Origin of the sequence: Haloarcula halobia (genome assembly GCF_029338255.1) — an archaeon.
Taxonomy (GTDB): Archaea; Halobacteriota; Halobacteria; order Halobacteriales; family Haloarculaceae; genus Haloarcula; species Haloarcula halobia.
Window position 1 is genome coordinate 2,243,964 of sequence record NZ_CP119787.1, and the last position, 24,361, is coordinate 2,268,324.

Genomic DNA, 24,361 nt, shown 5'->3' on the forward strand with positions numbered 1-24,361 from the left:
GTTACGCGTATGGATTCGGGGAACCACGAGTCACACACGAGGGCACTGGCCGCACTGCTCGACCGTGTCGAGAGTACGCTCGAAGCCACGGGCCCGCGGTTCCCCTACGTGTTCGACCGGGAGGACGGAGCCTGGGAGACGACGGCCGACGGCAACTGGTGTGGCGGCCACTGGGTCGGCCTCCTCTGGCTGGCGAGCGCCCACGCCGAGGCCCCGGCGGACCGCGAGCGGTTCGAGCGGGCGGCCCGGACCCACACCGAGCGACTGCGTGCGGCGATGCCACGCGACTCGATGTTCTGCGGGATGAACTTCGCCTACGCCGGCTTCCGGGCGTACGACCACAGCGGCGACCGGACGCTGTTCGGCGTCGGCCTGGAGGGCGCCGACGCGATGGCCGACGCGTTCCACGAAGGTGCGCGACAGGTGCCCCTCGGAAAGCTCGCCATCAAGGGACCCGAACAGTTCCGCGGCCCCGACACCGACCACGGGCCGCCGGGGGACCGCATCGGCGCGGTCGACAACCTCTACACCGCCGTCGCGCCGCTCTGGCGCGCCTACGAGGCGGTGGGCGACCCGCGGTTTCGCGACGTCGCCGTCTCCCACGCCGACCGGCACCTCGACTGGTACGTCCGCGAGGACGGCCGGACCTGGCACCACGCGGTGTTCGACGCCGACGGGGAGCTCGAGCGCCAGTACAACGAACTGGCCCACAGCGACGACACCTGCTGGGCGCGCGGCCAGGGGTGGAGCATCGCCGGTCTCTCGGCGGCCTACGCGGCGACCGGGGCCGAACGCTACCTGGACGCTCTCGAGGCCAACGTCGAGTACTACCTCGACCACGTCCCCGACGACCTGGTCCCTCACTGGGACTTCGAGGTCCCGGACCCCGAGGGCGAACCCCGGGACAGCAGCGCCGCCGCGCTGGCAGCGTACGGCCTGCTCGTCCACCTCGAGGATCGGACGACTGGCGATCAGGACCCCCGGGTCGCGAACCTCCGGGCGGTCGGGTCGGACGTCCTCGACTCGCTGATCGAGTCGTACCTCCGCACTGACCCGGACGACCCGGCCCGCGGTCGGGTCGAACACGGCTGTTTCAACCGGCCGGGCGGGTACGCCACCGACACGGAACTCGTCTGGTCGACGTACTACCTGGCCGAGACGCTCGCGAGCGTGCTCGAGGAATGACCGGGAACTGGACCGGATACGCGATACCGGAGGCCCCCACCGACTACGAGGCGCTGCGCGATGGGTTCACGTGGCAGATTCCCGAGACGTACAACATCGCGGCCGTCGCCCTCGACGGCGACCCCGACGCCGTCGCACTCCGTCACGTCCCCGACCAGGGGAGCGCGGCCGCCGTCAGTGGGCCGACGCGGACCCTCACCTACGGCGACCTCGCGTCGGCGTCGGCCGCCGTCTCGCTCCGACTGGCCGCCGACGGCGTGACCCCGGGCGATCGGATTGCGGTCTGTCTCCCGCAGTGTCCCGAACAGGTCGTGGTCCACCTCGCGGCCTATCGCCTCGGGGCCGTCGTCGTCCCGGTGTCGATGCTCCTGGGCGACGGGGCCTTCGACCACCAGCTGACGCACGCCGAGCCCTCGACCCTGTTCGTCGACGAGCGGCGCTGGGACCGCGCGGACCTGAACCGCATCCGGCGGCCCGAGACGACGGTGACAGTCAGGGTCGACGCGGACCGGTCGGCGCTGGGCGGCCTCTCGCGGTTCGCCAGCGACGCCCCCGGCGCCGCGGCCCCGCCGATGGCCGAGACGGCGCCCGAGGACCCCGCGCTCGTCCTCTATACCTCCGGCACGTCCAGCGACCCGAAGGGCGTCGTCCAGGGCCACCAGTACCTCCTCGGGTCGATGCCGGGGTATCACTGCTGGTACGACCTCTTCGACCCCGAGGCGGCCGCGGCGGCCCGGGTGTGGACGCCCTCGGAGTGGGCGTGGGCGGGAGCGCTGTTCGACGTCGTGTTCCCGACGCTCGCCGTCGGGGGCACCGTCGTCTCTTCCGTCCGTCGGCGGGGGTTCGACCCGGACCGGGCGCTTGACGTAGTCGAGCACCAGCGCGTCTCACACGCCTTCCTCCCGCCGACCGCACTCCGGAAGCTCCGCGAGTCGACGACCCCGAGCACGGACCGGGCCGCCTCCCTGTCGGTCGTGATGAGCGGCGGGGAACCGCTCCCCGACGCCGTCGCGACGTGGGCCGAGGAAACGCTCGGCGTACAGGTCAACGACGCCTACGGACAGACGGAGGCCAACGCGCTCGCGGGCGAGGCCCAGAGTGTCTACCCGCGGGTCGGGGACGGGCTCGGGCGGCCCTATCCCGGCCACGAGGTCGCCGTGGTGGACGACGACGGCGACCCGGTCGCCGACGGCGAGGTGGGCGAGATCGCCGTCGCCCGCCCGGACCCGGTCGTGATGGTGGGGTACCTCGACGACCCCGACGCGACACAGGCGGTCCTCGACGACCGATGGCTCGGGACAGGGGACCTCGGCCGCGTCGCCGCCGACGGCACCCTGGAACACCTGGGCAGGGCGGACGAGCTCGTCGTCTCGTCCGGGTACCGCATCAGCCCGCTCGAGGTCGAGTCCGTCCTGACGGACCACCCGTCGGTCGCGGCGGCGCTCGTCCGGGGCGAACCCGACCCCGAACGTGGCCAGCGCGTCGTCGCGTCCGTCGTCCTCACGGGCGAGGTGAGCGGGGACGAGGACCTGAAAGGCACGCTCAGGGACGCTGTCGCCGACCAGCTGGGCGCCCACAAGAGACCCCACGCGGTCGAGTTCGTCTCGGACCTCACCACGACGCGGACCGGCAAGACGGACCGGTCGGGAACCTGAGCGGCCGGTGGCCGCGCTGTCGGTCTGGGACACATCTTCGCGGTCGACAGCGTCGTCGGCCGCCCGCTCGCTGTCACCGGGTCGGCGTCGTCTACGGACTCGTCGCCAGTCTCCTGCTCGGCGTCGTCCTCCTCGGGGTCTTCCCGCGGTTCTCGGCTGGTGTGGCCTCGAGAGTCAGAGAAGAGTCCCTCCAGAGCGGCGGAGTCGGGCTGCTCACACTGATCGTCGTGCCCGTACGACTCGTGTTGCTGGCGATCACCATCGTCGGCATCCCGCAGACGAACCTCGGGGCCGTCGCGTTCGGTATCGCCGTCTGTATCGGGAGCGTCTACGGCCGGTACGCGGTCACCGCGTGGGCGCTGGCCCGGCTCGGTCTGTCCTTCGCTGGTCCCGTATGCGACGAGGAACGCAGACTTGGATACTCCCCGACCAGTCGTTCGGCCTACACTATTTCAGCGGTGGGTGGTCCGTGCTCTCGCGGTCTGACCGGCCGTGAGCGAACAGGGAACCCCGGCGGACCGCATTCGGTCCGCACGGACCGTCCGGCCTCCTCAGACGTGACACGAATGTTTATACACCTCTCGGACGGACGTATATCTGTCATGTCCCGAATGAAACTCATCGCAATCGTCGCAATCGTCGCAATCGTCGCCATCGCTGCCCGCCGTCGTGGCGGGGACGAAACCGAGGAGTGAGCGATCCAGGAGAGACAGCAAATCTGATCAGATCACGGTTCGATAGTCGAATATTTCCAATTCGATAAACACAGTTATCGCACTTGACGCGCATTCTCGATACGTTCAGACATCAATAGACATATACTGGCGAATCCCGATTTGCAACCTCTCCCTACGGGAGCCGATATCCAAAACCTGGTACCGATACATCTATATTTGCCATATATCGTCTCATAGTTACGTATTCGAATTCTCGATGCTCGGGCAGGGAAGTACCGACCGGCTGCGTCGAGTGGGCAGACTCCGGACTGGTCGGTCCGGGGCCGCCCCCACTGACGACTCACTCGACGGCGATCCCGCCTTTCATCCCGAGGGAGAAGTGCGGTTCGCAGTGGTAGAGGGCGATACCCGGTTCCTCGAATGTCCGCGTGTACTTCACGCCGGACCCACCCGCCGCCTCGCCCGAGCTGAACTCGTAGTCCGACTCGCCCAGTTGCTCCTCGGGCAGGGCTTCGACGTTGTGGGGGTTCCCCTCGCCGGTCCAGCGCCACTCGACGGTGGTGCCCGCATCGACCACGACGGCCGCCGGTCCGTAGGCGAAGGCCCCGCCGTTGCCCTCCGCTCCCACGTCGACAGTCACGGTGTCTGTGCCCCGTTCGTCGGCGAAGGTACCGTCGTAGTTGTCCGCCGCACCCCCGAGGTCCGTCTCCGTGAGCCACCGGTCGATGACCGGGTAGTCGTCTCCGGTGACGCCGCCCCCACCGCTCCCGCCGTCACCGCCGTCGCTCGAACAGCCCGCCACCCCCGCCACCGTACCCCCGAGTACCCCCCGCAGTACGTGTCGCCGTGTCAGTCTGTGACCCGCCATGAGGGAGGGGCGACCGCCAAATGGATAGTTATTTGTAACTTTCCCACCCCGTGCTCGAGAACGTCGGGCTTACCGCAGAGAGCACACGTTTCGGGGCGATCGAGGAGGTGCGGTCACCTCCGCGACGACCGTTCGAGGCGGGCAGACGGCGTGGTAGCGCCTCACTCCTCGTTGGCCCAGTCGAGCGAACGCTCGACCGCCTCGCCCCACCGGTCGTGCATCCGGTCGGCCGCCGCCGCGTCCATCTCCGGGGCGAACTCGCGGTCCATCTGCCAGTTCTGCCGGAGTTCGTCGACGGAGTCCCAGTAGCCGACGGCCAGCCCGGCGGCGTAGGCAGATCCCAATGCCGTCGTCTCGTCGACTTCGGGCCGCTCTATCGTCGTCTGGATGATGTCCGACTGGAGCTGACAGAGGAAGTTGTTCTTGACGGCCCCACCGTCGACCCGGAGGCTGGTCGTCTCGACGCCGGAGTCGGCTTCCATCGCCTCGGCGACGTCGCGCGTCTGGTAGGCGATGGCCTCGAGCGTCGCCCGGACGATGTGCTCGCGTCGGGTGCCCCGCGTCATCCCGACGATGGTCCCGCGGGCCCGCCCGTCCCAGTGTGGCGCACCCAGGCCGGTGAACGCCGGCACCACGTAGACGCCGTCCGTCGAGTCGACCGACCGTGCCAGCTCCTCCGTCTCGGCGGCGTTCTCGATGAGGTCGACGTCCTCCAGCCACTCGATTGCCGCACCCGTGATGAAGATGGCTCCCTCGAGGGCGTACTGCACGGGTTCGCCCGAGAGCTGGAAGCCGATGGTCGTCAGCAGGCCGTGGTCGGATTCCACCGCGTCCGTCCCCGTGTTCATCAGGTAAAACGAGCCGGTGCCGTAGGTGTTCTTCGCGTCGCCCTCGTCGAAGCAGGTCTGGCCGAACAGCGCGGCCTGCTGGTCACCCAGCGCCCCCGCGACTGGCACCTCGGTGCCGAGGAAGCCGTCCGGGTCGGTGGTCCCGTAGTAGTCCTCGTCGGATGACGGGCGGACCTCGGGGACCATCGACGCGGGGACGCCGAACTCCTCGAGCAGTTCCTCGTCCCACTCGAGGTCACGGATGTTGTACAGCATCGTCCGCGAGGCGTTCGAGACGTCCGTGATGTGGTTGCCCGTCAGGTTGTAGATGAGCCAGGAGTCGATAGTCCCCATGAGGAGCTCGCCGTTCTCGGCGCGTTCGCGGGTGTCCTCCGGACGGGAGCGTTCGGTCTTTATCGGGTCGGCGTTCTCGAGGATCCACTCCGTCTTGGTAGCCGAGAAGTACGCGTCACACTCCAGCCCGGTCTTCTCTCGAATCCACTCACCCTTCCCTTCCTCCTTGAGTGCCTCGATGCGGTCGGTGGTGCGGCGGTCCTGCCAGACCAGCGCGTTGTGGACCGGTTTCCCGGTCTCCTTGTCCCAGACGATGGTGGTCTCGCGCTGGTTCGTGATGCCGAGCGCCTCGAGCTGGCTGGCCGACAGGCCGGCGGCCTCGAGGCCGTCCCGGACGACCTGCTTCGTGTTGTCCCAGATCACCATCGGGTCGTGTTCGACCCAGCCCGGCTCGGGGTATATCTGCTCGTGTTTCTGGTAGGCGTTCGCGACGACCTGGCCGCTGTGGTCGAAGACCATGAACCGTGTCCCGGTCGTCCCCTGGTCTATCGAACCGATGTATGTCTCAGTCATGGGTATCTCCAGCACCTCGCGAAAGACGCGACAGAGGCGTCGTGTTCACCCGAGACTCAGATGGAGCGCAGATAAGTATTGTCCATCGGGCCACGCGAGCGGCACGTAGACCGGTGTTCAGAGACGAGCGACACCCGGACCCGTCGTCGCGCTTCGGAGGGCGGAAGTGACGCCCCGGGCCCGGACTGACCGGAGCTTCGCTTCGGGACTCGGCGCGACCTGGGAGTGGCGACGGCAGAGAGATGTGGTCGGCTGTGACGAGGGACCGTCCCGGCCAGACCGGACCGCGTCCGAGGCGTCGGTCATCGAACGCTGACCTCACCGGGTGCCCTCGCCGGCAAGCCGTTTTCGGAGGTGTTGCATCCGCGGGACGACACTCCGGTAGCCCCAGGCCGTCAACAGTCCCAGCGAGAGGCCCCAGACGACGTGGCTCACCAGTATCGAGACCGAGAAGCGCGGGACGGGCGCAGGAATCCCGAGCAGGCGCAGCCACACCGGCCCGACGACGCTCGCCGCGACGGCCCAGAGCACCACGCCCCAGGCGAGGCCGACGCCGACGTACGTCGAGAGGTCGTCCCGGCGGTCCGCCGGGGCCAGCGTCACCAGGCTCACGAAGATGAACCCGAAGACGACGCTGTGGAACTCGTGGGTTATCCAGCCGACGAGCGGATTCGCGACGCCGTAGAAGACGCCGATGCCGGCGATGGAGCCCCCGAGCAGTTCTGAGACGACGCCGTAGATGACGCCGGCGAGGAGCGCGCTGACACCCGTGACCAGCAGGTGCGGCGCGGCCGGCCGGAGCCGAGAGAGGGTCTCCCGGGACGGCCGGAGGCCGGCGGCGCCCGGCGTGACGCGAGCGAGGTCGACGGTGACCTCCGTCCCGGACTCGCCCGTCGCCGTCTCGATGTCCCCCGCGTAGCTCTCGGCGAGGAGGCGGACGACGTTCAGACCGTACCCGCCTCGTGGGTCGTCGAACTCCCCGATATCGCCGGTCTCGAGCAGCCTGCGCTGTCTTCGGGGGAGGCCGGGTCCCCGGTCGCTGACGCTGATGCGGACCCGCGGGCCCGTGACGGTGACGGATATCTCGGGGGCCTGGTCGTCGGCGTGGACGACGGCGTTCTCGAGCAGGTTCGTGAACACGTTGGACAGGCGATCGTTGGCGTACACCTTCAGGTCAGGCGGACAGTCCACCGGCGGGATCTCGGTGTCCGGATACCGCGCCTCGATGGTCTCGACGCTCTCCTCGATGGCCGCCTCGAGATTGACTGGGGCGCCGGCGGCCCGCGCGGGGCCCGCGTGCCTGACCAGATACTTCACCTCCTCGACGGTCTGCTGGATGTCGTCGAGCCGGTCGTTGACGACCCGTTCTGCCTGCGGGTGGTCCGCGGGGTCGACGGTGGCGAACCCGCGCAGCGGCGTGAGCGCGTTGAGAATCTCGTGGCGGAGGATGCGGTTGAGGATGACCAGCCGGTTCGTCTGTTGCTGGAGCGTGCCGCGCTGGCGCCGGTTGCGCGCGGCGTAGATGCCCGTCAGCGTCCCCCCGACGCTCCCCCCGATGAGGAACGTCGACAGGTACGACTGGGACCGTATCGTCGCCAGGTTGGACATGTCGGCCGTCTTCGACCCCAGCACCGTCAGGACGAGCAGGACCGTCATCGCGGCGGTCCCGAGGACACACCACAGCGCGGTCGTCCGGACGGTGGCCCCGTCGACGTCGGCGACGAAGAGCGCGACCCCGAACGCTGCCAGGCCCAGGCCGAGTGCGAGCGGTGCGATGCCCGCCAGAAAGAACCGCACCGGATCCTCGTAGATCGCGAGCGCGACGGTGAACCTGGTGAGCACGAACCCGATGATCGCGATGACGAGTCCGCTGGCGTTGAGCCGTCGCCCCATAGTATCCGGATGGTTACGAACCACGTACAATAAAGTTCGTCATCGAATACCAATGGTGAGAATCGTTGGCTGGACCCGCAGGCCCGCGTCGACCGCCTCCTGTCGCTGGGAGATACTACCGACAGCTGTTCCTCGCTGGACCACGAACCCCCGCCGATGCCCGTTCGAGTACCCTGTGGAGACGGGGACGTCCCTGTGTCGCTGCCGGACTGCTCGGTGACGGTGTGTCGCCCGTCGGGCGGGGAGGCCGTCGACCCGGGCGAGGCGGCCGCCGCGGCGATGGCCGGCCCCCACGGGCCATCGCTCCAGGCGCGAGTCGACCCCGACGACACGGTCGCCGTCGTCGTGACGGACGTGACGCGGGCGACGCCCGACGACGTGCTCGTAGAGCACCTGCTGAAAGCACTCACCGGCGCGGGCGTCCACCGCGAGCAGGTGACAGTCGTCGTGGGGCTGGGGCTGCACCGGCCGATGACCGACGACGAACTGGCAGCGGCGCTGGGCGAGCACGCCGACCTGGCGGTGAACCACGACCCCGAGGCGACGGTCACGGTCGGTCAGGTCGAGGGCGTCGACGTCGACGTTCACGGGACGGTGGCGGCCGCCGACCGCGTCGTCGCGACGGGGATGGTCGAACCCCACCAGTACGCGGGCTTTTCCGGCGGCGCGAAGACCGTCGTCGTCGGCGCCGGCGGCGAGTCACAGATCGGCTACACCCACGGCCCGGACCTCATCGGGCGAGCGGGGGTCCGCCTGGGCCGCGTCGAGGGGAACCCGTTCCGCTCGTTCCTGGACCGGGCCGGGGACGCCGTCGGGATCGACTTCTGCCTGAACGTCACGCACGGCCCCGCCGGCGTCCTCGACGCGGCGGCCGGCGACCCGCGGGCCGTCGTCCGGGACCTCGCGGCCAGCGCACGCGAGGCACTCTCGGTCTCCGTCGAGAGGACCTACGACACCGTGGTGGCCGGCGTCGGGGCGCCCAAGGACGCGAACCTCTACCAGGCGACCCGGGCCGCGACGTACGTCGCGCTGGGCGACGACGACCCGCTGGCCGACGGCGGCCGCATCGTCGTCCCGGCCGAACTCGGGGAGGGCGTCGGCCGGGGCACCGGCGAACGACGCTTCTACGACTGGCTCTCGGGCGCGGACAGCGCCGAGGCCCTCTACGGGACGATGGCCGAGGGGTACGAACCGGGGGCGCAGCGCGCCTTCGTCGTCGCACGGGTCCTGCGGGACTACGACGTCTGGGTGACAAACAGCGAGGCGCCGGGCGTCGTCGACGAGTGTCTGATGCGCGCCGCGGACGACGTGGCCGACGCCATCGAACCCGGGAGCGACGTCCTCGTCGTCCCCGATGCACTGAACACGCTACTCGTCAGGTGAGTCGTCGGTCCTCTCCGGGGCAGGGTCGTCCGTCGCGACCGAGTCCGCTTCGTCCGTCCCCTCCGTCAGCGGCCCCCACTCGTCGTCCGGCCAGTCGTCGCTGGGGTCGGCCCCGGGAGACGACCGCTCTTCCATGTCGCCCGCTGTCTCCGCGGCCGCCTCGTCAACGCTGGAGCGTCTTCGGGCCGCAGCCTTCCGTTCCAGGAGGTCCGTCCGGAGGCGCTCGCGCAGTTCGTCGCGCAGGTCGCCGGCGACGTCGGCGTCGACGTCGTAGGCGCTCGCGCTCCCCCCGACGAGACTCGAGGAACTGGCCGTATCGGCGGTCACGGTGGCGAGGCGACGGCGGCGCTGGAACGGCGTCCGGCGGACGAAGACGGTCTGGATGCGGTAGTACGGCACGACCCGCGTGGTCCGCCGCCAGAAGCCCGTCCGGGTCGCGAGCACGTCGTCCTCAAGCGCGTACCCGCGGTGGACCCAGTGGTAGTACGCACCCGGCACCACGACGGCGAACAGGCCCAGCAACACCCACCAGCGGCCGGACTCGAGGACGAACGTGTCGACTGCGTACCCCACGGCGACGAGGACGGCGGCGACGAATCCGTACCGGAACGCGTAGCGGCGGCGGGCGCGTGTGGGCGGCCGCTCGAACGACAGGTCGCCGAAGGGCGCGACGTCGCGGGCCAGTTCGTACACCTCCTCGCGGGGCGCCATCGGCACGGCGACGCCCTGGCTCGACTGCTGGCTCTGTGGTCCGTACCCGGCCGTCTCGACGACGAGCGTCGCGTACCCGAACCGGCGCATCAGCGCGTTCTCGCGGACGCTGACCGTCTGGACCTTCCCGACGGGGATGGTCCCGCTGTACCGGCGCAACAGGCCCCGCTCGTAGCGCAGGTCGTCGTCCTCGCGGGTGAGCGTGAACTGGTAGTACTCCACGACGGTCAGGACGGCGCTGACGACCAGCGCGACGAACACGAACTGGGCGCCGGTCAGCACGGCGAGCGCGACCAGCCGCGGCGTCGCCATCTCGCGGAGCAGCGGCAGTCCGACGCTCCCGTTCGCGGCGAGGAGGCGGAGGTTGAACCGCAGCACCGCGACGACGACGTCCGACCCCAGCGGCAGGCCGACGAGGGTCAGCACCGGCGCGGCCGGTCGCACCGAGACGACGGCGTACGTGAGCAGGTCCCGCCAGGAGAACGTAAAGAGCAGTTCCGCGGCGACGCCGGGCGATTCGTCCGTGGCCGCCGTCTCACCTCGGTCCGTCGCGTCGGCGGCCCGGGCGTGGTCGGCCCCCCGGCGGTCGTACCCCTGGACGAGTCGCCTGAGTCGATCGGCCTCGGCCACGCCGACGGCGTCGAGGGTGGCCTCCGTCGCGCTCCCACCGGCCGTCTCGAACTCGACCACGGTGAGGCCCAGCAGCCGGTTGAACACGCCCTGCCGGGTGTCGACGTTCTGGACGCGACCGAGCGGAATCTCGCGGGACTGGCGGGCGACGACGCCCGACTCCACCCTGAGCGTGTCGTCGTCGACCTCGTACCGGAATCGGAGGTAACGGAGCAATCCGTAGCCACCGACGAGCATCGCCGCGAGCGGGGCAAAGAGCGGGACGACAGCGGCGGAAAGTCCGAGCGCGCCCGCGAGGGCCGTACCGACGAAAAAGCCGAAGATGGCGCCCTGTAAGGCCGCCCGCGCGACCCGCAGAACCGCGCTCCGTGGGTGCAGGCGTCTCATACTGCGTCGGTGGCCTCGCTCTCGCCGGCGAGGTCACGGAGGCGTTCGCGCAGTTCGGTCGCCCGCTCGGGCCGGAGTCCCGGGATGGTGATATCGGCCCCGCGCGAGCCCGCCGTGTAGACGACGACGCTCGACAGGCCGGCCGTCCGCTCGATGGGCCCCCGCCGCGTGTCGACGTGCTGGACGCGGACGTAGGGGACAGAGGTGTCGGTCCTGGTGACCACGCCCCGGACGAGATAGAGGGCGTCGTCCTGGAGTTCGAACCGCCAGATGCGGTGGGCGGCGACGGCGTGGACAGTCCCCAGGACGACGAGGACGAACCAGCCGGTGGCGACCAGCGTGGGCGGGACGGTGGCGAAAAACCGGTCGACGGCGAGAGCGATTCCGGCCAGCACCGTCGCCTGTATCACCCGCCGGCCCACCCAGAGAAACCTGACGCGGGGATGTAACGACTCCATACAACTCCCGTGTACCGAGAGCCGGATTAATTGTTTGGACCGCGGACGCCGATTTCGTCGGTCCCCGGGTGCTCAGTCCGTGGTCGCAGCCGTCTCGCCGGACCGGTCGTCGTCTATCTCGGCCAGGACGCGGCGGTGGAACTCCGCGAGGACCGCCGACTCGTCGTCGGCGAGCACGACGTCGCTGGCCATCAGCGTCGCGAGGCCGAAGGCCCTGGGCGACGGCGACTCGACGCGGGTCGAGACCACCTCGAGCGCGCCGCGGTCGATGTCCGTGACGACGGCCTCGATGCCGTCGACGTGGAGCTTGTCCTCCAGTATCTCCCGGTAGGTCTCCTCGACGACGGCGAACTCGCCGAGGTCCTGGGCGAACCCGAGCAGCATCTCCGAGGAGACCTGCTGTTCGCTGGCGGACTTCTCGTAGCCCTTGTAGCGCTTGAGTATCATCAGCGACCGGGTGGCGTTGATCCGGAAGTACCGCTGGAGCAGGTCCGTCCCCTCGAGGCTGGCTCTGAGGTCTTCGCGCACGTCGGCCGGGTCGATGGTCTCGACGAGCCCCGCGACGTCGACTTTCCGGTTCAGCGGCATCGAGAGGGTAAAGCCGTGGTCCGCGACCGCCACCTGCACGTTGGCGGTGGCGCGCTGGGCGACGTAGTAGGCCACCAGCCGCGAGAACCCGTCGTTGAACCGGCGGCCGTACGTCGAGTGGACGTAGTAGTGGCGCTCGTACTCGTCGTGGTCCAGTGCCTCCTCGACGACAAGGCGGTCCGGCGTCGAGACGCTCTGCGGACCGGCGTAGGCCACCTGTTCGCGGAACATCCGGGCGATGGCGCGCACCGTGTTCTCGTCGACGGGGAAGGTCCGGAGCCAGTTGCGCACCTCGGACATCCCGCCCGCCTCCAGCTTCTCGAGCAGCGTCGCCTGGAAGCCGAGCATCTGGCGACCCATGTCGTAGGACAGCGGGAGGCGCTCGGAGAACCACGAGGGCACCGTCGGCCGGGCACTGGTCGGGTCGACGTGCACCTTCGACCCGCGGCGGTAGCGGTACTCGAAGCGGTCCCCACCCAGGACGAACACGTCGCCCTGCTCCAGCGTGTCGAGGTACTGTTCGTCGAGCTGGCCCACCCAGCGGCTGTCGCTGCGCGTGTAGACGTCACAGGTAAAGGAGTCCGGAATCGTGCCCACGTTGGTCATGTAGATGACCCGGGCGAGGCGCCCCCGCTTCCCGACCAGCGGTTCGCCGACGGCGTACTCGTCGTAGTGGTACTCGCCGTCCGGCGAGTCGTTGGTGTCCCGCCAGATCTTCGCGTAGACGTTCTTGTCCTCCAGGCCGGCGTAGTCGGCCGTGAGATAGCGACACAGCTGTTCCCAGTCCGCGTCGGTGTAGTTCCGGTACGGGTAGGCCCGCTCGAGGATGGCCCGGACCTCCCGCTCGGGGCGGACCTTGTTGATGGCCATGCCGTAGACCTGCTGGGCGGCGACGTCCTGTGCGTTCTCCGGGACGAACACCCGGTCGACGAACCCCGACTCGGCCTTCTGGAGCATGACAGCACACTCGATTAGTTCGTCCCGGTCGAGCGCGACGACCCGGCCCTCGACCGTCTCGCCCAGCTGGTGGCCTGCCCGGCCGATGCGCTGGAGGAGCGCAGCGACGGACTTCGGGGACCCGACCTGGACGACCAGGTCGATGTGGGGCATGTCGATGCCGAGTTCCAGACTCGTCGAGGTGGTCACCACGTCGAGGTCGCCGGCCTTCAGCGCCGCCTCGACCTCGTGGCGCTTGTCCTTCGAGAGCGACCCGTGGTGACACCCCGAGTTCGTCTCGTCGTAGTCGTCGAACTGCTCGCGGAGGTTCTGGAGGACGCGTTCGGCCCCCGAGCGCGTGTTGGTGAACACGAGCGTGTTCGTGTGGGACTGGATCTGGTCGTGCAGCTGCTGATAGAACCGGCCCGTGACGACGTCTCGGGATGTGTCGATGAGGTCGTCGGTCGGACAGGTCAGCTCGACGTCGAAGTCCCGGGTGAACCGCGTGTCGACGAGCTCGTAGTCGCGGGGCGGCCCGCCCGGCTCCGTGCGACCGACGAGGAACTCCGCGACGTCTTCGAGCGGTTCGACCGTCGCCGAGCAGCCGATTCGCGTCGGCGAAGTCTCGGCCATCGCCTCCAGACGTTCGAGCGACACCGAGAGGTGGGTCCCGCGCTTGTTCTCGGCGAGGCTGTGTATCTCGTCGACGATGACGTACTCCACCGTCTCGAGTTTCCGCTTGAACTTCGGGGAGTTGAGCAGTATCGCCAGCGTCTCGGGGGTCGTGTTGAGGATGTGGGGCGTCGTCTCGAGCATGGCCTGGCGCTCGCTGTCGCTGGTGTCGCCGTGGCGGATGGCGTGGCGGATGTCGACGTCCTCGCCCCGCTCGGCCAGGCGGTCGGTGATGTCGCCAAGCGGCACCTCCAGGTTCCGGTGGATGTCGTTGGCCAGGGACTTCAGCGGCGAGACATAGAGGCAGTAGACGGAGTTCTCCAGGGCGTCCTCGCGGGCCTTCGCGAACAGCTCGTTGATGATGCCGGTAAAGGACGCGAGCGTCTTGCCCGACCCCGTCGGCGCACAGATGAGCGCGTTCTCCCCCTCGTGGATGAGCGGGATGGCGTCCTTCTGTGGCGGGGTAAAGAAGCCGCCGTTGCCGGGGACGAACTCACCGAACTGCTCGATCCACCACTCCTGGACGACGGGCGCCAGCAGGTCGAGCACCGGCTCGTCGTCGATATCGACGGTAGCGGGGTCGAACGCCAGGTCCAGCTCCGCCAGGTGGGCTCGTCCTCCCATCTCGCACTCTGGTGCGGACGTGGGGCCGTGCAGGGAAGTGGGTTGCGACCGTGGAGTGACTTCTCCCACGACTAAAGTCGTGGGCTTCCCTCACTGAGGGTTAGGCCCACGCCGTCTGGGGAGTTCGCAGGTTCCATCTCACCGTTGGTTCCCTTGAGTACGACCTGCGTTTCGGGCTGAGCCACAACAGCCCCCACCGTCGATAGCGGACTCTGAATGTTCTTACCGACGGCTCGTTTGCCGATGTTCGTCGCGCCATTCTTGTCGCCGTTGTCGTCCAGCCCACAGTCGTGGCACTCGACACGCCCCTGCACTTTCCGCGATGTGTTCTGCGACCCACACCGCCAGCATGTCACAGACGTGTCGTACTCGTTTACAGGGAGGCACTCTCTCCCGTCAAGATGGGCTTTGTACGTGAGGATGTTCGCCATCTTCGCGTATGGCATCTTGTGGGTCTTGTCGTTCACGTACCGACCCTTGTCGTTGTCGAAGCGCAACCCGGTCATATCACCGAACACGATGACGGCGTTGCGCTCCCGAGCGCGAGCGACGAGTTCGTTCGCCACTTGGTGCAGTTCGTGTTCGACCGTTCTGGATTCCTTGTCTCCGAGGCGTTCGATGACCTGCGCTCCCGAACGCACCTTCGCCTTCCCGATGCTCTTGCGGAGTTGCTTGTAGTGTTCGCGGACGCGCCGGACTTCTGCGCCGTGGAACTGCGTGTCGCGGTCTGAGAGGAACGTGCTGACGGCTATCCACTTCGCACCCATATCGACGGCGAGAACGTCATCGTATTCGTCTGCGACGGCCACAGACCGCTTGCAGACGAGGTGGACGTACCACTCGCCGTCCCGGTGGACGAGTTCCGAATCGCGGATGTACTCGTCTTCGAGGAGGTTCGTGTCCTTCTCGGGGACGCGGACGGGAACCCAGATGCTATCCCCGCGTTCCTTCTCAGGGTTGTAGACGGGGAGTTTGAACCACCACGACGAGAGAACCGTGTCCTCGTCGTGTTCGATGGTGATACAGTCGTTGCGGAGGACGACAGGCTGTTCGGTGTCCTCTCGCGGGTTCTTCTTCGAGCGGACTTTGCCCGCCTGTTGCTTAGTGGCGGAGTAGAGGTTCGCGTTGCCGTCACCGTGAACGGCATCTTGGAACGCGCCGTACTCGCGTTCGATGAGTCGGGCTTTCCACTCGGTGAGCGAGTGGAGTTTAACCCGTACCGTAGTGGTGACTTCTCGATGCATCGTTATCGTCCGGTCTGTGCTTCGATGTACTCCTCGATGGTCTGACTCGACACCTCTCCTGCTGAGGAGACGAAGTACGAACGCGTCCACAGCGATGGGAGGCCGAAGTCGAACTCCTCGCGGAGGTTCCGTGAGGTGTAGCCCTTGACCTGTTGAATGATTTTGTTCGGGGCGAGTTTCGGGTTGCCCGTAATGAACAGGTGAACGTGGTCGGGCTGGATTGCCAGTCGGAGGATGTCGAGGTCGAGTTCGTCGACTTTCTCCGTGATGAGTTGTTCGAGGCGGTCGGCAACCTCGTCCGTCAGCACCGGTTTGCGGTACTTCGGACACCACACGAAGTGGTAGTGGAGGTTGTGAACCGACGTTCGTTCTTGACTATACCCCCGTGGCATACCGTTAGATGGACACCAATCTATATTAGGTATTTTGATTTCATCAACCCTTGGCCGGCTATCGTGGATGGTTTGTGTCGTGTGTAGTCGGATTCATCCCACGACTGAAGTCGTGGGCTTTCTCCTCGATTCTGTGTAAACGTGGGCCCCCCGGGAACCGTGAAATTTCCATCGCAGTCTCCACGAGATATATACCGCTGGGGGTCACTGATTCCGATATGTCCCTGCTACCCTCGCGCGGTCCCGAGGCGAGCACCTCCCAGGACGGCGAACTGGAGATCGTCGGCGTCGACGAGGACGTCTCCGCCGTCATCGAAGCGCTCTCCTCCGAGACGGCCCGCGAGATACTCAACGCGGTATACGACGACCCGGGAACGCCCTCCGAACTGGCCGACCGGCTCGGGATGTCAATCCAGAAGGTCTCCTACCACCTCGAGAAACTCGAAGAGGAGGAGCTCATCGCCGTCGCCGGCACCCGCTACTCCGAGAAGGGCCAGGAGATGAAGGTGTACCAGCCGCCCGACGACCCGCTCGTGCTGTTCGTCGGGACCCGTGATCGAAAGCGGTCGCTCCGCGCGCTCGCGAAGCGACTCGTGCCCGTCGTCGGCCTCCTCACGGCCGCCAGTGTCGCCGTCCAGGTCATCACCGAGGGTGTCCCCTTCGTCGGGCAGTCCGCGAGCGGCGACGGCGGTGAGGCCCCAAGTGGGGGCGGCGACGCCGGCGCAGACCCCGCGCTCTCGACGACTGCCGAGACCACAGCCGAACCCACGGCGACGGCGACGCCCAGCGGCGACGACGGCGGGGTCAGCATCGCCGAGGCGACGGAGACGCCGACGCCCACGGAGGCCCCGACCGAGACCCCAGTGCCCGAACCGACGACGACGCCCACGGACGTCGCCACCGAACTCGCGGAGGTGTCCGGCGCCGCCGGCGGGTTCGACGTCCCGCCGGGCCTCGTCTTCTTCCTCGGCGGCCTGCTGGTCGTCGCCGTCGTCGCCGCCGTCTGGGTGTACGACGTCTGACGGTCGCTCAAACGCCGATTTTACCGTAAGGTGGCCTTTTGATACTCCCCTCCCTACGTCTATCTGCGCCGTCGACGGGGTCGGGAACCGCCGCCCTGGTTCCCCGCTCCCCGACGATGGCCGCACCTGCCCGAGCCATCGCCGTTCTCTCCGGAACGGCCCCTTTCCCCCCACTCCGCTGGCGCCCCCACGCTGGTCCCTGGCATCCCAGTGTCACCCTCCACCGACACAAACGCCTATTCCCGTCCGGTCGTTCTCTCCCGCTATGCGACTCACGTTCCTCGGGACCGGCAGTGCTATGCCGACCGGGACGCGCGCACAGACCGGCTACCTCGTCGAATCCGGCGAGCGATCGCTCCTCGTCGACTGCGGGAGCGGCGTCCTCTCGGCGCTGGCCCGGACCGACGTCGGCTACGAGGGTGTCGACACGGTCCTGCTGAGCCACCACCATCTCGACCACGTCTCGGACCTGGACGTCCTGTTGAAGGCCCGCTGGCTGGCCGGCGAGACCGACCTCACCGTCGTCGGCCCGCCGGGCACCGGGCAGCTGGTCCGTGACCTCCTCTCGGTCCACGAGTACATGCAGGGGCGACTCGACCTGACGCTGCGCGACGTGGACGCCGGCGCGTTCGACCTCCCCGGGTTCGCCCTCGAGGCCACCGAGACGCGCCACTCGATGGAGTGTTTCGCCTACCGCGTCGAACCGGCCGGCGGCGGGCCGACCGTGACACTCAGCGGCGACTCCGAGGCCGTCACCGACCTCGTCGAGTTCGCGGACGGGTCGGCCGTCCTCGTCCACGACTGTTCGTTCCCCGACGACGTCGACGTCTCGAACCACCCGACGCCGGCCGTGCTCGGCGAGACGCTCGAGGCCGCCGACGCCGACCTCGGGCGCGTCTATCTGACACACCTCTATCCACACACCGAGGGGCGACACGACGAGATGCTGGCGTCGCTCGGGCGCCACTACGACGGCGACGTCCGCTTCGCCGAGGACGGCCTGACGATATCGCTTTCCGACGCCGACTGAGCGCTCACACCCGGTCGAGCGTGACATCGAAGGCCGCGCCGCCGGCCTCGCTGTCGCCGACGCTGACGGTCCCGCCGTAGGACTCCGTCAGCGCCCGGACGAACCCGAGGCCGAACCCGCTGCCCGAGCTGTCGGGGCCCTTGCGCCCCATCTGGAAGAGCTCGTCCCGGACGGCCTCGTCAACGCCAGACCCGTCGTCGGCGACGGTGACGACCACCTCGTCCTGGGTGCTCTCGACGTGCAGCTCGACGGTCACCTCGCCCTCGTTGTGGACGGCGGCGTTCGAGACGACGTTCCGGAACACCGAGTCCAGCAGGTCGCCACCGTACACCCGGTAGTCGGCCGCTCCGGGGTCGAACTCGACGGTGAGCGACGGGTAGGACGCCTCGACGTCGGCCACGACCGCCGACAGAATCGCCTGCAGGTCACGCGGTTGGGGTTCGTCCTGGGACTCGAGCGACGAGACGAGGTCGCCCACGCGCTCGATGAGGTCGGCGGCGTTCTCGGCGGCCCGCTGTATCTTCTCGGCGTGGTCGGCCGTCTGGCCGTCGCTGTCGGTGGCGACGGCGTCGGCGAACCCGGCGATGACCTGGAGGTCGTTGCCGAGGTCGTGGCGGAGCAGGCGGTCGTACATCTCGATGAGTTCCTTCCGGGTCTCGAGGTCCCGCCGGGCCCGTTCCAGTCGCTCGCGCGAGCGGATGTTGCTGATGGCCGTCGCCGCGTGGGAGGCGAGGATGGTCATCGGCCGGCGGTGCTCGTCCCCGAACGACTCGGCGGACGTCGAGCGCGTCTCGAGGATCGCGGTCACGTCGTCGCCCATCTGGGCCGGGACGGCAAGCGCCGCGGTCACGTCCGAGTCGTCGCTGACGCCGGCCCCGGCCCCCGTCTCGGTGGCGACGCTCCCCGTCTCGAAGGCTCGCATCGCGATGTCGGAGGGTGGGTCGCCCGGGGCCAGGTTGGGGTTCGTGCTGTGGACGACGCGCGGGTCGCCGCCCCGGACCTCGACGAACGTCGAGTCCGAGAACTTGAACAGCACGGACATCGCCTCCAGCGTCAGCGAGACGACCTCCTCGACAGTCGAACACTGGTTGAGTGCCTGGCCGTACTTGTTGAGGTCAGCGACCTGGCTCGCGAAATCACGCTGGTCTTCGAATGACATTGTGTGCAACCCCCGGCCCGCACCGTGGTTGTCCGAACTTGGGACCGCCGGTAATTACCGGTTTGGATAGTTCCCGGCGAGCGAGAACGCGCCGCGGGCGACCGGAGACGCACGTTCAGTCGAGTCGATACCGGAGGAGCGCCGCGATGCCGCCCAGGTTGGACAGTTGCTGGCCCGGGGCGAACTCGGCGGAGAAGACGGTCACCGACCCCCCCTTCTGTTCGGTCGTCTCGATGATGCGGTCGACGTCGACGTCCCAGTCACCCTCGCCGGCCCGCTCCAGCCGGAGTCGCTCGTCGAGGACGAGCAGCGTCTCGATGGCGCCGAAGTCGGCGGCCCTGGCGACGTCCGCTGGGCCGTAGGCGGCCTCGCTCCCCTGTGCGATTCGGGCCATCAGCTCGTCGATGAGATCCGCCTCCTCGGCGATTCGGGTCCGCTGCTGGACGTCTTCGACGGCTCCCCGCTTGAGTACCTCGTGGACGCCGCGGTCGCCGACGCTGGCGGTGTCGACCACCGTCATCTGCTCGGCGATGTCGGGAATCTCCTCCCGGAAGTAGTCCAGCGCGTCCTGCTTGGTGAACCCGGGGCCGGCGAGGATGTAGGCGTCGACGTCCTGGCGGCGGACGACCTCCGCGAGCTCGGCGAACAGTTCCGTCCGGGGACGGGCGTACTCGCCTTTGCCGGTCGTCGACGTGATGCTCGCGCGTTCCTCGGTGCCGTACTGGGCGACAGTGTGGACGTGTGCCTCGCCCTCCTCGACGGTCACGATGGCGACGTCCGGGTTCTCGGCGGCTTCCTCGGCCTCCGCCAGGCGGTCGTTCTGGTCGGGCTTCCAGCGTTTCTCGATTTCCAGTTCGGTGTGCTCCTCGACGTTGAGCGTGTGGTGAAAGCCCAGCTGGTCCTCCCGGGAGCAATCGACGATCTCGCCGCCGACGCGCAGGCGGTTGGCGAACTTCGCGAACTCGACGTCGGTGACCTCGATCTTCAGCCACATGTGCTCGCGCTCGCCGCCCGTGTCCCGGAGGGTGTCGTCCTCGCGCTGGATGCGCCGGGTCGTGTCGCCCGCAACCAGGTCGCCCGGCTCGACGATGTACGAGAGATGCCAGAGGTCGTCGAGCGTCTCGGGCACCACCTCGACGCGTTCGCGCCCCTCGGTGGTCGCCACCCGATGCTTGACTTGCATACGACCCTCTCGACTGCGGTGACGGAAGTGCCCTGCTATTCAGACCGCCGGTTGGCCGGCCGCAGTATCGTCGAGCGGCTCGCCGGGGAGGTCCGTCTCCCGGATCCCCCGGCCGATGGCGTAGGCGGCGGCCACGTTGCCGTAGAACCCCACGAACGGAACAAGTATGAGGCCGATGACGGTCAGAGCGATGGCGCCGCCGACGATCTGTGCGACCAGCGCGATGACGAGCGCGACGACCCACGCGGTGGCGTACGTGTCCGTCGTCCCCACCGCCCTGAGCACCGCGGGGGAGAACGCCGCCCGGACCGAGCCGGTGCGGGCGTAGACGGCGATGGCAGCGGGGAACAGGTAGAACGCGGCGACGAGTGCGAGCAGGGCGACGACACCGGTGGCGACCGCCAGGAGGACGCCGACGACGGCGAGCGAGTTCCCGCCCGACCCGCCGATACCGGTGCCGACGCTGACCGGAACGATCCACGCCACGGCGGCCACAGTGATGACGAGCGCCGGCACGAGGAAGTACACAAGCGAGATGGCGAAGGCGACGACGCCGTCGACGAGCAGGTCGGCCCACTCGTCGAAGGTCGGCGGTTTCGCGTCGTCGCCGGCCGCCACCTGCCGGACGACCCTGACGAGGTAGCCATAGACGAGGAGTGTCGGCACGAAAAAGACCCCCAGGAGGCTCAGGACCCCGCCGACGAGGATGGTCTCTACGTTCTGTTCGCCGGTCCACGGATATCGTATCGCGTCGTCTAGCATTGGGAATCGACCACCGCTGTCGGCCGGGTCGGTCCGAGCGCGGGACAGCAGTACACCAACGATCGCCCGGCATCGTCATCAAGTTTATCCAACAACTTCGGACACGGCACGTTCGAATCGTTGAGCGGGCAGCGTCCGGGTACACCTACGGCTCGTCGACCACGGAAGAATGAGAGAACCGTCCGGACCGAGGCGTCGACCTGGCCCGTCTCAGACCGCGGCCTGGCCGGCGGTCGAGTCGGAGCCGTCCTCGAAGGCGGGCATCTCGCGGATGGCCTCGCCGATGGCGTGGCTCCCGGCGAGGTTCGCGTAGAACGACACGAACGGGGCCAGGATGACGCCGATGACGACGGCGTTGAGCACGCTGATGACCACGCCGCTCAGGATGGCGATACCGAACGCCACCAGCCAGCCGGTCGCGTAGGTGCGGCTGAACAGCATCGGGCGCAGTTCGCCGTACGAGAACGCCGCGCCGATGCTGTCGTTACGGGCGAAGGCAACGACGGCGGCCGGCAGCACGTACGCGAGCGCCAGCGAGACGACGAACAGGACCAGCGACGCCACGAGGAAGATGAGCCCCGCGGCGAGGCCGCCGACCGCGCTGTCGCCGCCGAGGCCGAGAGAGGCGCCACTCGCTATCACCGCCACGAGGGCGATGATAGCGGGGACGAGCGCGTAGACGAACCCGATGACGAACACCTTCAGCCCGTCGGTGAGCAACTCGCCCCACTCGTCGAACTCCGGCGGTTCATCCTCGCCGTCCATGACCATCCGGAGCGCCCGGACGATGTAGCCCATGACGAAGAACGTCGGGACGAGCAAGAAGCTAAAGAGCAGCAAGAGACCGCCGATAGCGATGTTCTTGATCGCGCTGTCACCGTTTCGTGGATAGTTGAGTGCTTCTTGGAACATTGTGATCCTCCAGTGGGTTCGGGATGCCAGGGTACCGGGAACTCGTCGCTCCGCAGCTACCTCGTGGTACCTTCATTCTTCTAGTACGACCAACAAGTATATAACGGTACGTATCAGGTGAGTGTCAGTATCACGCTACAGCATGGCGGCCGTCGCGGGGGTCCGATCAGTCGTCGACCATCCGACTCCCGCCGGGCGGGAGGAACTCCTGGATCCGGTCGGGGCTGGCGACCTTCCGGACGAACGTCTCGTCGGCAAAGCGGGACTTGAACTCCCGGTAGAGTCGCTTGGCGATGTCGTTCTGGGCGTACTGGCCCGGTTCGACGGTGATGCTCGTCGCCGCCTGCGGACGGATGGCGGTCGGCGGGCCGCCGACGACCCGCGTCTCGTCCTCGCAGGTGATGCCGACGGCGACGCCGACTTCGGTGTCCTCGAAGTAGGTCCGGTCGCCCCGGATGGCGAACCCGCCTTTCTCCAGGTACTCGCCGCTCTCGGGGGTCTTCGAGACCTGGTCTTTCTCGACCATGTAGACGTCGCCGGCGAACGTCCCGTCCTTCCAGACCGAGGAGTACGAGACGGCGAACTGTGCGGCCTCCCGGAGCGACGAGTCGGGGAAGTCGACGTCCTTCGAGGGTTCGCTCGGACCCGTGGCCTTCAGCACGGTCACCGGGCCGCCGTGGGCCTGCGCGTGAAAGAACTTGTCACCGCGTTCGAGGTACTTCTTGACGAGTTGCTCGTTCTCGTCGGCGTCCCGGCCGCCGATGACCAGGAAGCCATCGGAGGTGTGGAACCAGCGGAACTGTTCGTACCACTGCTCGGTCTGGCGGACCGGTATCGAGGGTTCCGCGAGCCAGTCGGTCGGTTCGTCGTCGTCGGCCGCCTCGTCCGGTTCCGCCTCCCCGTCGTCTGCCTCCCAGGCGTCACGACGGTCCTTGACGTCGGCGAGGTCCTCACGCGTGTCCTCGATGGCGGCCATCGCGCCTTCCTTCTTCGACTCGATGCGCTTTGCCTCCTGGTAGAGGCGGTCGGCGTTCTTCTCGACGCCCGTCGACGCGTCGACGGTCACCTGGGTGCCGCCGATCTCCAGCGTGACCGTCCCCTCGCTGCCGTCGACGTCGACGACGGCCTCTGCGGCGGCGATACTACGGTCGGCCCCCTCCCGGAACGTCTGTCGAATCTCGTCCCAGGACACGTCGTCGGCCCTGGCGGCCTGGACGGTCGAGAGCACCTCGTCGACCAGGTCGTAGCGGGCATAGAGCAGCTCGGCCTTCTCGCGTTCGGCCTCGGCGTCGGCCTCGAAGTCCTCGATGGCCTGCTCCTGCTGGCGGATGATGTGCTCGTGCTTCTGTATCTCGGACTCGAAGTCCGGCCGTTTCGCCTCGCCGCCCTCGACCTCGCTCTCGCGCTGGACGTGGAAGAAGTAGTCGTCCAGCGCCGCGTTGAACGCGTCGTAGGGTTCGCTGTGGAGATGTTCGTACTCGACTAGCGGGACCGGCGTGACGTCTACCCGACGGCGCGACTCCTCGTCCTCTCCGGTCGACTCGTAGTAGACGCGCGGGTCGAGGTTCCCCTCCCGCAACTGTGTCGAGAGGTCGGTGACGACCTCGTAGAGCCGTTCGAGCTGCTCGTCGGTGACCTCGTCGACGGCGACGTTGTACTCGATGTCGGCCCGCGAACAGAGCTCCTCGCCGTAGAGGCCGCCGAAGTTCAGCTGGGTCGCCAGCGTCCGCACCAGGTCGGCGTCGGAGTCGCGGATGCGTGCGACGAACCCCTCGTAGTCGACTGTCAGCGGGTTGAACCGCGCCGAGGGGAACTCGTAGGCCGCGCCGGGCGCGACGGTCCGGGACTTCAGGCGGACCGTCTCCAGCGAGTCGACGACGTCGCCGTACTCGTCTACCACTGCGACGTTCCCGTCGCCGAACAGCTCCGCGACGATGGTCGTCGACCCGTCCGCCCGGTCGAACTCCAGTTCGATGATGCGGTCGAACTCGAACTGCTCGACGCGGACGAGGTCGGCCCCCGAGAGCCGGTTTCGCAGCATCATCGCGAAGTCGGGCGGGCGCCCCGGTGCGTCCGGCACGTGGTCTGGCGCGACCACGTGAGCGCGCTTGACCTCGCCGAGCTCGATGACGAACTCGACGCGCCCGCGGTCGAAGTCGCGCAGCTTCAGCCTGACGAGGTCGTCGTCGGCATAGAGGTACGCCTTGTCGAGTTTCGCGCCCTCGTAGGCCCCGAGTTCCGTCTCGAGCGCCGCGAGGTCGACGCTCGTCAGCTCCCGCTTGTGGTCCATGTCGGT

18 protein-coding genes and 1 pseudogene are annotated in these 24,361 nt (G+C 68.1%); 6 read left to right on the top strand and 13 right to left on the bottom strand.

Translation table 11 applies throughout. The features are described from left to right. The first annotated feature begins 9 nt into the window (after positions 1-9). From P1K88_RS11935 to P1K88_RS18590, 3 genes and pseudogenes are all read left to right on the top strand, one after another. Positions 10-1,185 (top strand): glycoside hydrolase family 88 protein, encoded by a 1,176-nt coding sequence (locus P1K88_RS11935; RefSeq protein ID WP_276410398.1) that lies wholly within the window; start codon positions 10-12, stop codon positions 1,183-1,185. Continuing rightward, complete coding sequence (locus P1K88_RS11940) at positions 1,182-2,840, top strand: acetate--CoA ligase (protein ID WP_276410400.1); 1,659 nt, start codon at positions 1,182-1,184, stop codon at positions 2,838-2,840. The genes P1K88_RS11935 and P1K88_RS11940 overlap by 4 nt, the downstream gene beginning before the upstream one ends. After that, positions 2,837-3,181 (top strand): annotated as a pseudogene (locus tag P1K88_RS18590) (DUF8173 domain-containing protein); the annotation flags it as partial. The gene P1K88_RS11940 and the pseudogene P1K88_RS18590, both read left to right, overlap by 4 nt. Positions 3,182-3,857: 676 nt before the next feature. Here the strand turns inward: P1K88_RS18590 and P1K88_RS11945 are convergent. From P1K88_RS11945 to P1K88_RS11955, 3 genes are all read right to left on the bottom strand, one after another. Continuing rightward, positions 3,858-4,328, bottom strand: coding sequence for a halocyanin domain-containing protein (locus P1K88_RS11945; RefSeq protein ID WP_276410401.1), 471 nt, complete (start codon positions 4,326-4,328; stop codon positions 3,858-3,860). A 218-nt stretch (positions 4,329-4,546) separates the two neighbouring features. Next, positions 4,547-6,079 carry a glycerol kinase GlpK gene (gene glpK, locus P1K88_RS11950; RefSeq protein ID WP_276410402.1) on the bottom strand — a complete coding sequence of 511 codons (1,533 nt, stop codon included), beginning with the start codon at positions 6,077-6,079 and terminating at the stop codon, positions 4,547-4,549. Between the two features lie 318 nt (positions 6,080-6,397). Continuing rightward, positions 6,398-7,972 carry an ATP-binding protein gene (locus P1K88_RS11955; protein ID WP_276410403.1) on the bottom strand — a complete coding sequence of 525 codons (1,575 nt, stop codon included), beginning with the start codon at positions 7,970-7,972 and terminating at the stop codon, positions 6,398-6,400. 156 nt (positions 7,973-8,128) lie between these two features. On the opposite strand from P1K88_RS11955, the gene P1K88_RS11960 reads away from it, so the two are divergent. Beyond that, a complete protein-coding gene (locus P1K88_RS11960) occupies positions 8,129-9,355 on the top strand; it encodes a lactate racemase domain-containing protein (protein ID WP_276410404.1) in 1,227 nt (408 codons plus the stop codon). On the opposite strand, the gene P1K88_RS11965 is transcribed toward P1K88_RS11960, so the two are convergent. The 5 genes from P1K88_RS11965 to tnpA all read right to left on the bottom strand — a co-directional run bounded on the left by P1K88_RS11965 (position 9,341) and on the right by tnpA (position 15,997). Then, a complete protein-coding gene (locus P1K88_RS11965) occupies positions 9,341-11,083 on the bottom strand; it encodes a PH domain-containing protein (RefSeq protein ID WP_276410405.1) in 1,743 nt (580 codons plus the stop codon). The genes P1K88_RS11960 and P1K88_RS11965 overlap by 15 nt on opposite strands. Next, complete coding sequence (locus P1K88_RS11970; protein ID WP_276410406.1) at positions 11,080-11,541, bottom strand: PH domain-containing protein; 462 nt, start codon at positions 11,539-11,541, stop codon at positions 11,080-11,082. The genes P1K88_RS11965 and P1K88_RS11970 overlap by 4 nt, the downstream gene beginning before the upstream one ends. A 72-nt stretch (positions 11,542-11,613) precedes the next feature. Next, positions 11,614-14,361 carry an ATP-dependent helicase gene (locus P1K88_RS11975; RefSeq protein ID WP_276410407.1) on the bottom strand — a complete coding sequence of 916 codons (2,748 nt, stop codon included), beginning with the start codon at positions 14,359-14,361 and terminating at the stop codon, positions 11,614-11,616. 71 nt (positions 14,362-14,432) lie between these two features. Further along, positions 14,433-15,605: an RNA-guided endonuclease InsQ/TnpB family protein gene (locus P1K88_RS11980; RefSeq protein WP_276410408.1), complete on the bottom strand. Its 1,173-nt coding sequence runs from the start codon at positions 15,603-15,605 to the stop codon at positions 14,433-14,435. A 2-nt stretch (positions 15,606-15,607) separates the two neighbouring features. Further along, the gene (gene tnpA / locus P1K88_RS11985; RefSeq protein WP_276410409.1) at positions 15,608-15,997 is read right to left on the bottom strand and encodes an IS200/IS605 family transposase; all 390 of its coding nucleotides are present in this window, start codon (positions 15,995-15,997) and stop codon (positions 15,608-15,610) included. A gap of 218 nt (positions 15,998-16,215) precedes the next feature. Here tnpA and P1K88_RS11990 point away from each other — a divergent pair, with 218 nt between their 5' ends. Together P1K88_RS11990 and P1K88_RS11995 are read left to right on the top strand one after the other, a co-directional pair. Beyond that, entirely contained in the window at positions 16,216-17,019 is an 804-nt protein-coding gene (locus P1K88_RS11990; RefSeq protein WP_276410410.1) for an ArsR/SmtB family transcription factor, read from the top strand. A 265-nt stretch (positions 17,020-17,284) separates the two neighbouring features. After that, a complete protein-coding gene (locus tag P1K88_RS11995; protein ID WP_276410411.1) occupies positions 17,285-18,049 on the top strand; it encodes an MBL fold metallo-hydrolase in 765 nt (254 codons plus the stop codon). Between the two features lie 4 nt (positions 18,050-18,053). Here P1K88_RS11995 and P1K88_RS12000 read toward each other — a convergent pair whose 3' ends face one another. The 5 genes from P1K88_RS12000 to rqcH all read right to left on the bottom strand — a co-directional run bounded on the left by P1K88_RS12000 (position 18,054) and on the right by rqcH (position 24,355). Continuing rightward, entirely contained in the window at positions 18,054-19,208 is a 1,155-nt protein-coding gene (locus P1K88_RS12000) for a sensor histidine kinase (RefSeq protein ID WP_276410412.1), read from the bottom strand. Between the two features lie 115 nt (positions 19,209-19,323). Beyond that, positions 19,324-20,391 (bottom strand): mRNA surveillance protein pelota, encoded by a 1,068-nt coding sequence (locus P1K88_RS12005; protein ID WP_276410413.1) that lies wholly within the window; start codon positions 20,389-20,391, stop codon positions 19,324-19,326. 39 nt (positions 20,392-20,430) lie between these two features. Beyond that, positions 20,431-21,153, bottom strand: a complete 723-nt coding sequence (locus P1K88_RS12010; RefSeq protein WP_276410414.1) for a DUF4013 domain-containing protein — start codon at positions 21,151-21,153, stop codon at positions 20,431-20,433. A gap of 210 nt (positions 21,154-21,363) precedes the next feature. Further along, positions 21,364-22,065 (bottom strand): DUF4013 domain-containing protein, encoded by a 702-nt coding sequence (locus tag P1K88_RS12015; protein WP_276410415.1) that lies wholly within the window; start codon positions 22,063-22,065, stop codon positions 21,364-21,366. 166 nt (positions 22,066-22,231) lie between these two features. Beyond that, on the bottom strand, positions 22,232-24,355 hold the full coding sequence (gene rqcH / locus P1K88_RS12020; RefSeq protein WP_276410416.1) for a ribosome rescue protein RqcH: 2,124 nt from the start codon (positions 24,353-24,355) through the stop codon (positions 22,232-22,234). Positions 24,356-24,361: the final 6 nt, after the last annotated feature.